At 70.6% G+C, this 14078-nt stretch carries 10 protein-coding genes; 5 read left to right on the top strand and 5 right to left on the bottom strand.

The genetic code is table 11. The features are described from left to right. Positions 1-37 precede the first annotated feature (37 nt). From OG303_RS44870 to OG303_RS44880, 3 genes are all read left to right on the top strand, one after another. Positions 38-517, top strand: coding sequence for an NUDIX hydrolase (locus tag OG303_RS44870; RefSeq protein WP_405875775.1), 480 nt, complete (start codon positions 38-40; stop codon positions 515-517). A gap of 54 nt (positions 518-571) precedes the next feature. Then, entirely contained in the window at positions 572-1372 is an 801-nt protein-coding gene (locus OG303_RS44875) for a 3-hydroxybutyrate dehydrogenase (protein WP_405875776.1), read from the top strand. A 76-nt stretch (positions 1373-1448) separates the two neighbouring features. Further along, entirely contained in the window at positions 1449-3398 is a 1950-nt protein-coding gene (locus OG303_RS44880) for a helix-turn-helix domain-containing protein (protein WP_405875777.1), read from the top strand. A gap of 46 nt (positions 3399-3444) precedes the next feature. Here OG303_RS44880 and OG303_RS44885 read toward each other — a convergent pair whose 3' ends face one another. After that, positions 3445-4830: an MFS transporter gene (locus tag OG303_RS44885; protein ID WP_405875778.1), complete on the bottom strand. Its 1386-nt coding sequence runs from the start codon at positions 4828-4830 to the stop codon at positions 3445-3447. A gap of 239 nt (positions 4831-5069) precedes the next feature. Between OG303_RS44885 and OG303_RS44890 the strand changes: the two genes are divergently transcribed. Next, positions 5070-6140 (top strand): NAD(+)/NADH kinase, encoded by a 1071-nt coding sequence (locus OG303_RS44890; RefSeq protein ID WP_405875779.1) that lies wholly within the window; start codon positions 5070-5072, stop codon positions 6138-6140. 102 nt (positions 6141-6242) lie between these two features. On the opposite strand, the gene OG303_RS44895 is transcribed toward OG303_RS44890, so the two are convergent. Continuing rightward, a complete protein-coding gene (locus OG303_RS44895) occupies positions 6243-7997 on the bottom strand; it encodes a SpoIIE family protein phosphatase (protein ID WP_405875781.1) in 1755 nt (584 codons plus the stop codon). A 52-nt stretch (positions 7998-8049) separates the two neighbouring features. After that, on the bottom strand, positions 8050-8730 hold the full coding sequence (locus OG303_RS44900; protein ID WP_405875783.1) for a class I SAM-dependent DNA methyltransferase: 681 nt from the start codon (positions 8728-8730) through the stop codon (positions 8050-8052). Between the two features lie 444 nt (positions 8731-9174). Here OG303_RS44900 and OG303_RS44905 point away from each other — a divergent pair, with 444 nt between their 5' ends. After that, complete coding sequence (locus OG303_RS44905) at positions 9175-10827, top strand: sigma-70 family RNA polymerase sigma factor (RefSeq protein WP_405875784.1); 1653 nt, start codon at positions 9175-9177, stop codon at positions 10825-10827. A gap of 83 nt (positions 10828-10910) precedes the next feature. Here OG303_RS44905 and OG303_RS44910 read toward each other — a convergent pair whose 3' ends face one another. After that, positions 10911-11684, bottom strand: coding sequence for a polysaccharide deacetylase family protein (locus OG303_RS44910; protein WP_405875785.1), 774 nt, complete (start codon positions 11682-11684; stop codon positions 10911-10913). 147 nt (positions 11685-11831) lie between these two features. Continuing rightward, on the bottom strand, positions 11832-13751 hold the full coding sequence (locus tag OG303_RS44915) for a glycoside hydrolase family 5 protein (protein ID WP_405875786.1): 1920 nt from the start codon (positions 13749-13751) through the stop codon (positions 11832-11834). Positions 13752-14078: the final 327 nt, after the last annotated feature.

Consider the following 14078-nt stretch of genomic DNA (forward strand, 5'->3'; position numbering starts at 1 on the left):
CCGGAGCCGCAAGTGCGGGCCCTTTAGGGTCGGACGTATGGGTACTCCTGACTTCATCCGTGAGATCCGGGCCTCCGCGGGCCACCAGCTGCTCTGGCTCCCCGGCGTCAGCGCCGTCGTCTTCGACGAGGAGGGCCGGGTCCTGCTGGGGCAGCGCGCGGACAACCACAAGTGGGCGTTGATCTCCGGCATCCCGGACCCCGGCGAACAGCCCGCGGCCGCCATCGTGCGGGAGGTGTACGAGGAGACAGGCGTCCAGTGCGTCGTCGAACGCATGGTCGCGGTGCGGTCCGGGAAGCAGGTCACCTACCCCAACGGCGATGTCTGCCAGTTCATGGACCTCTGTTTCCGCGCGCGGGCCGTGGGCGGCGAGGCCCGGGTGAACGACGACGAGTCGCTGGAGGTCGGCTGGTTCGCGCTGGATGCCCTGCCCACCATGAGCGAGTACCACCACTTCCGGATCAAGCAGGCGCTGTCGGATGAACCCACATGGTTCGAGCCCACGAGTCCGGCATGAAGTGTGGGTGATGACCACATGTGGGGAGTGAAGGGGTGTGCCTAGGGTCGGCACATGACCCCGCCCAACGCCCTCCCGGCTCCGCACGCCCCCTCCCTCGACCTCGGCGGCCGCACCGCCCTCGTCACCGGCGCCGCCGGTGGCATCGGCCGCGCCTGTGCGCTGCGCCTCGCGGCCGCCGGGGCCAAGGTGAGAGCGGTGGACCGGGACGGGGCGGGCCTGGAGGTCCTTGCCGAGCAGGCCCGGGGTCTCGCGGGCACCGTCGAACCGCACGTCCTCGACCTCACCGACCTCGAGGCCGCCGAACTCGCCGCCGCGGGCACCGACGTCCTGGTCAACAACGCCGGGCTGCAACTGGTGCGCCCCATCGAGGAGTTCCCGCCCGAGGTCTTCCACACCGTGCTCACCGTGATGCTGGAGGCACCGTTCCGGCTCATCCGCGGTGCCCTGCCGCACATGTACGGCCAGGGGTGGGGCCGCATCGTCAATGTGTCCTCCGTCCATGGTCTGCGCGCCTCGGCCTACAAGTCGGCCTATGTGGCCGCCAAACACGGCCTGGAGGGACTCTCCAAGACCGCCGCCCTCGAAGGCGCCCCCCACGGCGTCACCTCGAACTGTGTGAACCCCGCGTATGTGCGCACTCCCTTGGTCGAGAAGCAGCTCGTCGACCAGGCGCAGGCACACGGCATCCCCGAGGAGCGCGTCCTGACGGAGGTGCTGCTGCAGGACAGCGCCGTCAAAAGGCTCATCGAACCGGAGGAGGTCGCCGAGGCCGTGGCCTACCTGTGCGGCCCGCAGGCCTCCTTCGTGACCGGCACCTCACTCGTCCTCGACGGCGGCTGGACCGCCCACTGAGCGGGCCGGTACCCGTGCCACGACGAGTTGTCCACAGGGCTGACGGGGCGGCCGTGCAATGGGGAATCCTGTGAGCATGTCCCGCGATCACCTGCAGTCCGCCGAGCGCTCCGACGCCGAAGCCCCAGGGCCGACGCTCACCGGCGCCGAGTCGCCGTTCCTGGAGCTGCTGGCCCGGGGCGCGTCCGTCGACGCCTACGAGCAGCCGGTGCTGCTGGCCCGCGCCGAGGGACGGCCGGCCGAGACGATCACCGCGCTCGAGCACGCCAAGCTGCTCGCGCTGCGCGTGCGCGCGGAGCTGGAGGGGCGGCGCCGCCGGGAGGCCGAGCTGTCCGCGCTCTTCGAGACGGCCCACGACCTGGCGGGCCTGCGGGACCTGGACGCCGTACTGCAGGCGATCGTGCAGCGCGCCCGGTCGCTGCTCGGCACGGACGTCGCCTACCTGAGCCTGAACGACCCGGCCCGCGGTGACACCTACATGCGGGTGACCGAGGGCTCGGTCGCCGCCCGCTTCCAGCAGTTGCGGCTCGGCATGGGGGAGGGGCTCGGCGGCCTCGTCGCCCAGACCGCCCGCCCGTACGTCACCGACGACTACTTCAAGGACGACCGTTTCCAGCACACGCACGCCATCGACTCCGGCGTGCGGGACGAGGGGCTGGTCGCCATCCTCGGCGTGCCCCTGATGCTGGGGCACCACGTCATCGGGGTCCTCTTCGCGGCCGACCGGCGCGCCCGGGTCTTCGAACGGGAGCAGATCGCGCTGCTCGGGTCGTTCGCCGCACTGGCCGCGGCCGCCATCGACACCGCCAACCTCCTCACCGAGACCCGCTCGGCCCTTGCGGGCCTGGAGCGGGCCAACGAGATCATCCGCGACCGCAGCGGCGTCATCGAGCGCGCCTCCGACGTCCACGACCGCCTCGCGGAGCTCGTGCTGCGCGGCGGCGGGGTCCACGACGTGGCCGCGGCCGTCTCCCAAGTCCTCGACGGTACGGTCGAGTTCACCGAGGCGACCACCGCTCCCGCAGCGGCACTCGAGGCGTCCCGCGCCGACGGTCACGCGGTGCGCCACGAGGAGGACTGGATCGCCGCCGTCGCGGCAGGCGGCGAACTGCTCGGTGCGCTCGTCCTGCGCGGCCACCCCGGCCTCGACCCGGTCGACCAACTCACCCTGGAACGGGCCGCGATGGTCACCTCGCTGCTGCTGCTCGCCAGACGCTCGGCCGCCGAGGCCGAACAGCGTGTCCGCGGCGAACTCCTCGACGACCTGCTCGACGCCCGCGACCGCGATCCGCGCCTGCTGCGCGAGCGCGCTTCCCGGCTGCACGCCGACCTCGACGCCTCCCACGTCGTGCTCGCCGCCCGACTCGACGGTACCGCCCCCGACGCAGACCAGGAGGCGGCCGCCCGCCGCCGCCTGTGGTCCGCCGCCTCGCACCTCGCCGCGACCCGGCACGGCCTGGCCTCCGCGCGCGACGGCGGCACCGTCCTGCTGCTTCCCCTGGCCCCCGACGACGCCGCCACCGACGTCGCCCGCCGCACCGCACGCCACCTCAGCACGGCGGTTCACGAGGCGGTCACCGTCGGTGCCTCCGCCCGGGTCCAAGATCTCGCAGCTCACCCCGACGCGGTGGCCGCCGCCTACGAGGAGGGCCGTCGCTGCCTGGACGCCCTGCGCCTGCTCGGCCGCTCCGGCGACGGGGCCGCGGCGGAGGACTTCGGCTTCCTCGGCCTGCTGCTTGCCGGGGACCGGGACATCGCCGGCTTCGTCGACCGTACGATCGGCCAGGTCGTCGCCTACGACGAACGCCGCGGCACCGACCTCGTACGCACCCTCGACGCCTACTTCATCTGCGGCATGAGCCCGGCCCGTACCAAGGACGAACTGCACGTCCACGTCAACACCGTGGCACAGCGCCTGGAGCGTGTCGGCCGCCTCCTCGGCGACGACTGGCAGAGCCCCGCGCGCGCCCTGGAGATCCAACTCGCCCTGCGACTGCACCGGTTGTCAGGACCCGCACAGCGCTGACCCCCGTACGCGAGGCGTACGGGGGCCGGTTGACCGGGGGTCAGGGTCACACGGTGCGCGCGTCCGCCGTCGCGGCCGTCGCGGGCTCCGCGTCCACGGACGGCTCGATCTCGGCCAGGTCCCGGTGACGCGTCTCCTTGGCCACGCCGACGGCGAGGACCGTCAGAACGGCCGCGGCGATGACGTACAGGGCGATCGGGGTGGAGCTGTCATAGTCCGCCAGCAGCGCGGTCGCGATCAGCGGTGCCGGCGCGCCCGCGGCGACGGAGGCGAACTGGGCGCCGATGGAGGCACCGGAGTAGCGCATCCGGGTCGCGAACATCTCGGAGAAGAAGGCGGCCTGGGGCGCGTACATCGCACCGTGCAGCACCAGACCCACGGTGACCGCGAGGATCAGGTTGCCGAAACCGCCGGTGTCGATGAGGGAGAAGAACGGGAACATCCAGAGCCCGACGCCGACCGCGCCCAGCAGATACACCGGACGGCGTCCGACCCGGTCCGACAGCGCGCCCCAGGCGGGGATGACCGCGAAGTGCACGGCCGACGCGATCAGTACCGCATTGAGCGCGGTCTGCTTGGAGATGCCGGCCGACGTGGTGGCGTAGACGAGGATGAACGCGGTGATGACGTAGTAGCTGATGTTCTCCGCCATGCGCGCACCCATCGCGATCAGCACGTCCCGCCAGTGGTGCCGCAGCACCGACACGAGCGGCAGCTTCTCGGCCTCCGCGTTCCGGTCGGCCTTGCGGGCCTCGGCCTGCGCCAACGCCTGCTTGAACACGGGCGATTCATCGACAGACAGACGAATCCACAAACCGACGACCACCAGTACGCCGGAGAGCAGGAACGGGATCCGCCAGCCCCAGGACACGAAAGCGTCGTCCGACAGCAGGGCCGTCAGCGCGGACAGCACACCCGTCGCGAGCAACTGCCCGGCGGGCGCCCCGGTCTGCGGCCACGAGGCCCAGAACCCGCGCCGCCGCGCGTCCCCGTGTTCGGACACCAGCAGCACGGCCCCGCCCCACTCGCCGCCCAGCGCGAAGCCCTGAATCAGGCGCAGGGTGGTGAGCAGTACCGGAGCGGCGGCTCCGACCGTCGCGTGCGTGGGCAGCAACCCGATCGCGAACGTCGCCCCGCCCATCAGCAGCAGACTCAGCACCAGCAGCTTCTTGCGCCCGATCCGGTCGCCGTAGTGCCCGAAGACCAGGGCTCCCAGCGGACGGGCGGCGAATCCGACGGCGTACGTCAGGAACGACAGCAGCGTGCCGACCAGCGGGTCGGAGTCCGGGAAGAACAGCTTGTTGAAGACGAGCGCGGCGGCGGAACCGTAGAGGAAGAAGTCGTACCACTCGATGGTGGTGCCGATAAGGCTGGCGGCGACGATGCGCTTGAGGCTGGCGGGGGTCGGTGGAGCGGATGCTGCGGAGGCCATGTGCGCCACTTCCTCGTGTGCGGTGGGGACGGGTAGGTGTGGGCACACCGTAGGAAGGGGCAGGTCAGGCGCACATGTGGTGGGACTACATAGTTCGGGGGAGGGGTGTACGTGTTGCACCTATGCCTGCTTGTGAAGCCCGCATCGCAGGCTCAGATGGCAGGCACCCCCCTGCAGCTGTGACGATGGCGTACGGCTTTCAGATGCGTTTCGGATGCGACGGCAGCCCGGGAGATGACATGCCGATCAGCCGGTTGGGACTAGTCGTGCACGGAGGCCGTCCGGAGGCGGTCTCGGGAGCGCGGACCGTGCGCCAGTGGTGCGCGCGGCGCGGCATCGGCTGCGTCGACATCGACGTGTGGCAGGGCCAGGGCAGCCGCCGCAGCGGGCGGGACGAAGTACGGGCCGCGGGGACCCCCGACCTCATCGTGACCCTCGGCGGAGACGGCACCTTCCTGCGCGGCGCCCGCATCGCCGCGAAGAAGAACATCCAAGTACTGGGCGTCGACCTGGGCAAAGTCGGCTTTCTGACGGAAACGCCGGTCACCGATGTCGAACAGGCGCTGGAGGCCGTGCACGCCGGACGCTCCGAGTGCGAGGAGCGCATGACCCTCACGATGCGGGCGTCGAAGCTGCTTGAGGTACCCGCCGATACGGAGCAGATCCTTTGCTACGGGCGCGGGCCGGCCCTCCCGCCGCCACCGGCACAGCCGGATCTCGTCGAGGACGACACCTGGGGCGTCGCACTGGACGTCACCGCGCTGAACGACGTTGTGGTGGAGAAGCTGGCACGGGACCACCAGGTCAGTGTGGGCGTCTACATCGCCGGCCGACTCCTGGCGTCGTACTCCGCCGACGGCGTCATCGTCGCCACCCCGACGGGCTCGACCGCCTACAGCTTCGCCGCGGGAGGACCGGTGCTCTCTCCCCGGATGCGGGCGGTGATCTTCACGCCCGTCGCCCCGCACATGACGTTCAACCGCACCGTGATCGCGGGCGCGGACGAACCGATCGCCCTGCGGGTGCTTCCCCACTCCGGGCGCGCCGCGGTCAGCGTCGACGGGCAGCCACGGGGCATCCTCGACCCCGGCGACTGGATCGGAGTCATCGCAGCCCCCGAGCCCCTGCGCCTGGTCAGGCTTGCTCCGGCCAACTTCTACGGGCGCCTGCGCGAACGAATGAGGCTCACCGACGCCCCCGCCACGGCCGCGGACGGTGAGTCGGCACCGCTGTTCAGGCCCACCAGCCCCATTCCGGAGGACCTGCACCACCTCTATTTTCCGCCGCCCCCGCCGCCTCCGCTGCCCTGAAGCTCAGCGTCTCCCGACACAGAGTCACCCACCGAAGGAGAGCACTGAAGGAGAGCACTGAAGGAGAGCGCTGAAGGGAGAGCGCTGAAGGGAGAGCCAGGATCAGACCGTGTCCTGTGCACCCGGCAGGGCCAGTTCGAACCAGACCACCTTGCCCGTGCTCACCCGCGTCGCTCCCCAACGCTGTGCGAACTGGTCGACCAGGAACAGCCCTCGGCCGCCCTCGTCGCTCAGCTGGGCGTGCCGCATTCTTGGTACCACCGGTGAGTCGTCGCCCACCTCGCAGCGGAGTACGTCCGTGCACACCAGCCGTAGCGTGATCGGCCGGGAAGCGAACCGCACGGCGTTGGCCACCACCTCGCTCACCAGGAGTTCCGTGGACTCCACCAGGGCGTCGAGACCCCACTGGTCGAGGGTCCTGCGCGTCAGCCGACGGGCCAGTCCCGCGGTCTGCGGACGAGGCGCCATGTACCAGTACGCGACCGTCTCCGGCAGCAGTCCGCCGAACCGGGCGGCGAGCAGCGCGATGTCGTCGTCGCGGTCGGCCGTCTGCAGCGTGCCGAGCGCCACGTCGCACAGCTCGTCCGGTACCGGGGACGTGGATTCCGAGGCGGCCGCGTGCAGCCGCGCGCGCAACCGCTCCACCCCGGTCAACACGTCCGAGCTGCGCGACTCGACCAGGCCGTCGGTGTAGAGCAGCAGCGTCGCTCCGGCCGGCGCGTGCACCTCGACGGACTCGAATCCGTCGCTCCCGACACCGATCGGCGCTCCGGGCGGAACGTCGAGAATCTCGGCGCTGCCGTCGGGATGCAGGAGCACCGGCGGCAGATGGCCGGCGTTGGACACGAGCAGCCGGTGCCGTACGGGGTCGTACATGGCGTACAGGCATGTCGCCGTGTGCTCGGTGCCCAGTCGCCCCGCCTGCTCGTCGAGGTGGTGCAGGACCTCGTCCGGGGGCAGATCGAGCCCGGCCAGGGTCTGCACGGTGGTGCGCAACTGGCCCATGATCGCGGCGGACGTCATGGAATGGCCCATCACATCGCCGATGACCAGCGCGATGCGGTTGCCAGGCAGCGGGATCGAGTCGTACCAGTCGCCGCCGACCTGGGCGGTCCGCGAGGACGGCAGATAGCGGCTGGCCAGTTGAACGCCGGGCAGTTCCGCCAGCGACGGCGGAAGCATCGTGCGCTGCAGGGTGGCGGCGACGGATGCCTCACGTTCGTACAGCATCGCCTTGTCGATCCCGAGCGCGGTGTGGGTGGCGAGCTGGGAGGCGACGAGCAGGTCGTCGTCGGTGAACGCGGTTCGGCCGGCCGCGCGAATGAGGACGACGCTGCCCAGGACATGACTGCGGCCGTGCAGCGGCGCGATGATCAGCCGTTGTCCGGGCGCCAGGGCCCGGGGGACATCGGCCGCCCCCAGCAACTCGGCGACTGCTTCGGCGACGCCCCGGGTGTTCCCGAACACCGGGCGTCCGTCCTGCAGCAGTTTGGCGAGCAGACCGGTGGCGTCCGGGCGTACGACGGCTGCGGCCTGGAAGGTCGTGTCCGGGCTCGGAAGGGGTGGCTCGGGAGCTTGGACGGCAGGGTCGCGCGGTGCGCTGTGGTCCGTGTTGTGCAGCCGCAGGACGCCCGGGCCGGTGGCGATCTCGTCGCCGACCGGCAGCGGAGCGTAGAGGTGAGCGAACGCGGTGTCGGCGAATGCCGGGACGGCCGCACGCCACAGTTCGCACAACGTCTCGTCGAGGCCGATGCCGCGAGCGATCTGCCGGGTCGCCGCGTCCAGGTACCGGAGCCTGTCGGTCTGCGGTTCGGTGGTGCGGTCGCCGGGCCGGGCGGCTGCGAGGTGTTTCGTCATGCGTGTCCTTCCGGCCGAGCGGCCCGCGCCAAGGCGAGCGGATACGAGATCGTCAGTCGCGCCGTCTGCAGCGCAGGAAGATCTGCACTTCGGGCTGCACGTCCGCGGCTGCCGGAGCGTATGTGTACGAGGACTCCTCGACGATCTCGAAGCCCGCCGCCTCCACGATCTCGCGCAGTTCGTCCCGGAGATAGCCGGAGACCCGGATGGTCGATCCGATGAACGGGATGGCGAAGTCGTCCACATCGGCTTCCACCATCGACAGCGCGAACAGGCCGTCCCGAGCCAGCAGGTGGTGGACGGTCCGCAGTGCCAGGGGGATCTCGGCGCGCGGCAGCATGAGGAGCGAGAAGAACGCGGCCACCGCGTCGAAGCCGCCCAGGTCGAGGGGCCCTTCCGGCCGTAGATCCGCGATGTCCGCCCGATGGAAGACCCCGGCGGGTACGTGCCCGCGGGCAAGGGTGATCATCCCGTCCGAGAGGTCGACCCCGACGACCTCGAGGCCGACGTCCGTCAACTGGCGTGCGGTCGGGAGCCCGGTGCCGCATCCCAGATCCAGTACGCGAGCCCCACTCGGCAGCAGATCAATGAGCCACTGTGCGGACGAGACCTGCCCTTCCTTGTGCGGGAAGGCCTCGCCGTAACGGTCACCGATGGCATCGAAGGCCTCGGCCTGACCAGTGCGGTCGAGCCGTACGCTCCCATAGCCGAGCTTGTCGGGAGGGCTGCTCATGGGATCCCCTCGGATTCATATGAAACTGTCCGTGGATCCTTTCATAGTTCTACACGTACGAGTGTGGTCTTTGTTGCACGCGAAAGGCCAGTTTGTGGCTCCCCTTGCGCAGGGAACTGTTCGCTGCGGAATCTTGCAGCACGGTTCTGACCTGCAGAAACGACCCTCACGGCGTGACCTTGCGGGCCAGGTGGCTGGGGCGAACAAGGATCTTGGGTTCGAGACCGACCGCCGGCTGGTGACCGCGGACCGCACGGTCCACGTCGGGGGATGCGAGCCGAGAGGGTCCGGAGCGAGGGGTCCGTGGGGGGCGTGTGGCTGCGATGTCTCGGTGAGGTGAACCTCTCGTGGAGCACGTGTCCGAAGAACTGTTATCCGAGACTTGCCGAACTGTCTCCCAGGTATCGGGCAGGATCGTTCGGCGTCGAGGACGGGAAGCTTTTCATGAGTACACAGCGCACGACGGAGCCGGTGGCACTGGTCACCGCTGCCCGAGGGGGCGATCCGGAGGCCCAGGACGCCCTGGTCGGTGCGTACCTCCCGCTCGTCTACAACATCGTGGGGCGGGCTCTGAACGGCTCCGTCGATGTGGACGACGTCGTGCAGGAGACCATGCTGCGTACCCTCGACGGGCTGGGCCGGCTGCGGACTCCCGAGAGTTTCCGCTCCTGGCTCGTTGCGATCGCGATGAACGAGATCCGCAAACACTGGCAGGAGCGGCAGTTCGCCCCGAGCGGCGTGGAGGAGGCCGCGGACCTCGCGGATCCCGGCGCCGACTTCGTGGACCTGACCATGGTGCAGCTTCAGCTCTCCGGCCAGCGCCAGGAGACCGCGCGCGCCACGCGCTGGCTGGAGCCGGACGATCGGGGACTGCTGTCGCTGTGGTGGCTGGAGTGCGCCGGCGAGCTGACCCGGACCGAGGTCTCCGCCGCCCTGGAGTTGTCACCTCAGCACACGGCGGTACGGGTGCAACGGATGAAGGCACAGCTGGAGGCGGCCCGTGTGGTGGTGCGGGCGCTCGACGCGCAACCACCGTGCGAGGAGCTGCGCGGCACGCTGGGCACCTGGGACCGCCGGCCCTCGGCGCTGTGGCGCAAGCGAATAGCCAGGCATGCCCGCGGCTGCGGACGTTGCTCCGGTCTGTGGAGCGGGCTGATGCCCGTGGAGGGACTGCTGGCGGGGCTGGCGCTGGTTGCCGCGGCGCCCGCGCTGCTGGGGAACGTGCGCGTCGCCGTCGGCGGGATGACCGGCGCCGGCATGGACGCGACCATCGAAACGCCCCAACTCGGCGCGTACGGCGGCCATGTCGGATCGGGCGCGGGAGCCGGTCACCGTACCGCGCGCGGACGGGCGACCTCCCGGAGCGAGGCGCGCCGACGTAGGCGCAACCGGCGCCGGGCCGTCGGCGGTGCGGTCGTGGCGGCCTGCGTGGCGGGTGGCGGTTTCTGGTACTTCGGCATGGACCCCGGGGACGGGACGGAAGGAGCGGCCGTCGCGCCGACGGCCGGAGCCCCTGTCGCGGATCTCTCGGAGTCCAGTGCCGTCGAGACGTCCTCGCCGGCCTCGACGTCTCCGTCGCCGTCCGTGTCGAAGACGAAGGCGGCCAGCGCCTCCAAGACCCCGAAGCCCGCCAAGAAGGCCGTGTCCACGCCCCGGCCCTCCGCCCGCCCCTCCCAGAGTCCTGCCGCCGCACCGCAGGCGTCGTCGACTCCGTCGGACACCGTCGCGCAGGTGGTCGCGCTGGTGAACAAGGAGCGGGCGGCCGCCGGTTGCGGTGCGCTCACGGAGGACGCCCAACTGGAGAAGGCCGCTCAGGGCCACTCCGACGACATGGCCGCTCGCAACTTCTTCGACCACACCAACCCGGACGGCGCCGACCCCGGGCAGCGCATCACCGCCGCGGGATACCGCTGGTCCACGTACGGGGAGAACATCGCCCAGGGGCAGCAGACGCCGGAGGCGGTGATGGAGTCCTGGATGAACAGCGCCGGTCACCGCGCCAACATCCTCAACTGCTCGTTCAAGGACATCGGTGTGGGCATCCACAAGGGCTCGGGCGGGCCTTGGTGGACGCAGGACTTCGGTGCCAAGCTCTGACGCGAACGGCGCCCGTCACAGCGTGACGGAGCACTCGGCCTGGCGGACACCGGGCCGACGGACCGAGCGACCGCCGTCGGTGCTCAGCGCACCGGGAAGCCGAAGGAATACCCCTGCTGCTTCAGCCACGGCAGGACTTCGCGCAGGGCGGCCACGGTCTCGGAACGGTCCCCGCCGGCGTCGTGGAAGAGGATCGTCGGGCCGTTGGACAGCTCGTTCTTGACGGTGGCCACGATGGAGTCGGTGCCGGGGCGCTCGAAGTCCTTGGAGTCCACGTTCCAGCCCAGCGGCCGCATCCCGTGCTGGGCGGCGAGGTGCCTGCTGTAGGGCGTGAAGGCACCGCCCGGGGCCCGGTAGTACATCGGCCGGACGCCCCCCGAGGCCTTGGTGATCATGCTCTCGGCGTCCAGGATCTCCTGTGACTGATAGGCCTCGGACTTGTGGTCCATGGAGGTGTCGTGCGACACCGTGTGGTCGCACAGCCGGTGCCCGGCGGCCACCACCGCCTTGACCAGGTCCGGGTGGGCCTGGGCCTGCGGGCCGATCATGCAGAAGGTGGCCTTCACGCCGTTGTCCTTCAGCACCTGCAGGACCTGCGGCGTCCAGACCGGGTCCGGCCCGTCGTCGATGGTGATGTTGACGCCGCGGGCGCCTTGGTCCGAGGCATGGGCGATGCTCACCGGCACGGCCTTCTGGGCGGAATCCTGTGCCGCGGGACGCGCCGAGGCGCTCGTGTGCTGCCCGCCGATGGCACCGGCCTGCGCGGTCCACACCGAGGTGGCGGCCGCCACCGCCGTCACCCCGACTGCCGCCGCGAGTACCCGCCCGTGCCATCCCCGCCCGCCATGCCGCGCCATGTCCGCCCTGTTCCTCGTCGCCCTGGTGTTTCTTCTGCACCTCGTGCAACTGTCAGGACGGAGGAAAGGCACTGCGGGATCCGGCTGTTACTGATCACGGACAATTCCGCGGGGGTTCCGCGACGTATGACCCGCAGCGCCCGCGGTTCAGGGCTGCAGCGGGCTGCACAACAGGGCCGCGGGGCCCGGTGTGCTGCCCAGACGGGTGGTGAAGGCGATGCCGGCGGCGTACTCGTCGGCCGCGCACTGGCCCTTGTAGTGTCCCTGGGCGAAGTCGCCGCCCGCGCCGTCGGAGGGCCGGTTGTCGGACCGGTCGAACCAGACGGTCCGGCCGGTGCGGCCCAGCGGGGTTCGGGCGGGCGCGCACAGGGCCGCCGACACCCGCTCACCGCGGCGGCTGTAGCCGATGAGGAACTGCCCCGCGGGGCAATGGAGTTTGGTGTAGCCGCCGGCCCAGTCGCCGCCGGCGGGGACGTTGCGCTCGTCGGTGACGACCGTCTGAGTGTCACCCGCGGCCCGCAGATCGCCACCGGTCGTGTCGGTGCACAGGCCACGGCCGCCGGTGTGGCTGAGGCCGATCAGCCGGAGGCCGTCGGGGCAGACCGCCTTGTAGGCGCCCGTATCCCAGTCGCCACCGCCGCGCACCCGCAGCGACTCCACGGCGTCGCCGTGGTCGGTGGAGAGCATGCGCCGGACGGGCACCGGCGCGATGTACCCGGTGCGGGTGGCGGACGTCATGAGGTGGTTCCAGGCGGTGCCGCGCCAGTCGCCCTGGTCGAGGATGCCGTACCGCCGCCCCGAGTCGTCGTAGCGCAGCAGCGCCCAGTCGTCGTGGCCCTCCCAGCCGACCAGGGGCCAGTAGGCGAAGTCGGCGTCATGGTCGGCGAAGTAGTCGGTGATGTTGCCGAACCAGGTGCGCGCGGCGGTCCCGGTCTCGTTCGCTCCGATGCCGAACTCACTGACCCACACGGGCGCGGTGTAGTGCTGCCCTTCCGTCGTGACGAAGAAGGCCTGGTCGGCGAGGACTTGGTACAGCTGGTCGCGGCTCAGGTCCTGGTAGCGGGGGTCGTGGGTCTCGCCGACTCCGGTGGCGCCACTGTGCCGGGGGCCGGTGTAGCCGTAGAAGTGGGCTGAGTAGACCAGCTTGTGGGCGTTCACGAGGGTGTGCGAGAGCGTACGGGCGGGCGTGAGGGTGGGGCGGTCGTGCGGCAGCCCGTCGACGGGCAGGCCGGTCCAGTTGATGCCTTCGATGATGATGAGGAGGTCGGGGTCGGCCTCGGTGAGGATGCGGTCCGCGGCGAGTTGGGCCGCCGCGTACCAGTCGTGGTCGTCGCCCAGGCCCCAGTTGGGATCGTCGAGGACGTCGCGGCGTACTTCGTTGTAGAGATCCGCGCCCACGACGCGGGAGTTGGTCGCGTAGCGGCGGGCCATGAAGACCCAGTCGTCGGCCCACTGACCGGTGGCCTGACTGCTGTTCCAGCGTTCGTTGCCGTCGAGGCCGCAGCACCAACGGGACGTGTTGGTGTGGTTGTTGAGGATGACGGCGAACCCGTCATCGGTGAGGGCGGCGACCACGGCGTCATAGACCTGGAGGGGTGTCCTGCCGCGCAGCTGCGGGTTGGCGGTGACGGCGGCGTCCGGCACGGCGGCCGTCGTGTGGATCATCTCGTTGGAGAAGGGCAGCCGGATGCTGTTGATGCCGAGTTCGTGGAAGTCGGCGAGCAGTTCGGGCAGCGGGGCGCGGTCCAGGCCGAGGGGTATGCCGTACGAGTTCTGGCCGGCGTGGTGGTCGGCGGGATCGGCGGTGCTGCCGCTTCCCGTCCACGAGCCCTGCGCGCCGTCCCAGTTCGCCGACTTCAGGCGGAAGCGGTTCCCCAGCGCATCGACGATGTACCGGCCGCGGGTGGACAGCGGCGGCTGCCAGGCGTCGGTGGCCTGCGCGGAGGCCTCGGCGGCGCGAGGCTCGGAGGCGGTGGTGGCGACGGCGGTCGGTGGAGTGGTCAGCAGCGTGAGAACCGCGGCCGTCACTGTAGCTGTCAGGTACTTGACAAGCCGGTTCGTCTGCATCCGGTCCTCTGCGAGTGCGCGCGGTGGGGAAGCGGGGAGAGCTGTCGACGAGCAACGGCTGTCACCCTACGAATGAACACCGACCAGGTCCATACCAAGCAGGTACACCGTTGCCCCGCTGCTCCGATCAGTGATCCGGAGCAGCGCACATAGGCGCGGAACGGGGACGACACCTCCACCGGACAGCCGATCCTCGGACGTCCGGAGTCGATCGACCCGGCCGAACGGCCGATGTCGCGGGCGACGACCGCGGCAAACAATTCAGGAGTCAGCCGGTAAGGCCCTGACCAGCGCCGATGCGCGTTCCGTGGGCCGGCCCCCGTGCGC

Origin of the sequence: Streptomyces sp. NBC_00005, assembly GCF_045160215.1 — a bacterium.
In the GTDB taxonomy this organism is placed as follows: domain Bacteria; phylum Actinomycetota; class Actinomycetes; order Streptomycetales; family Streptomycetaceae; genus Streptomyces.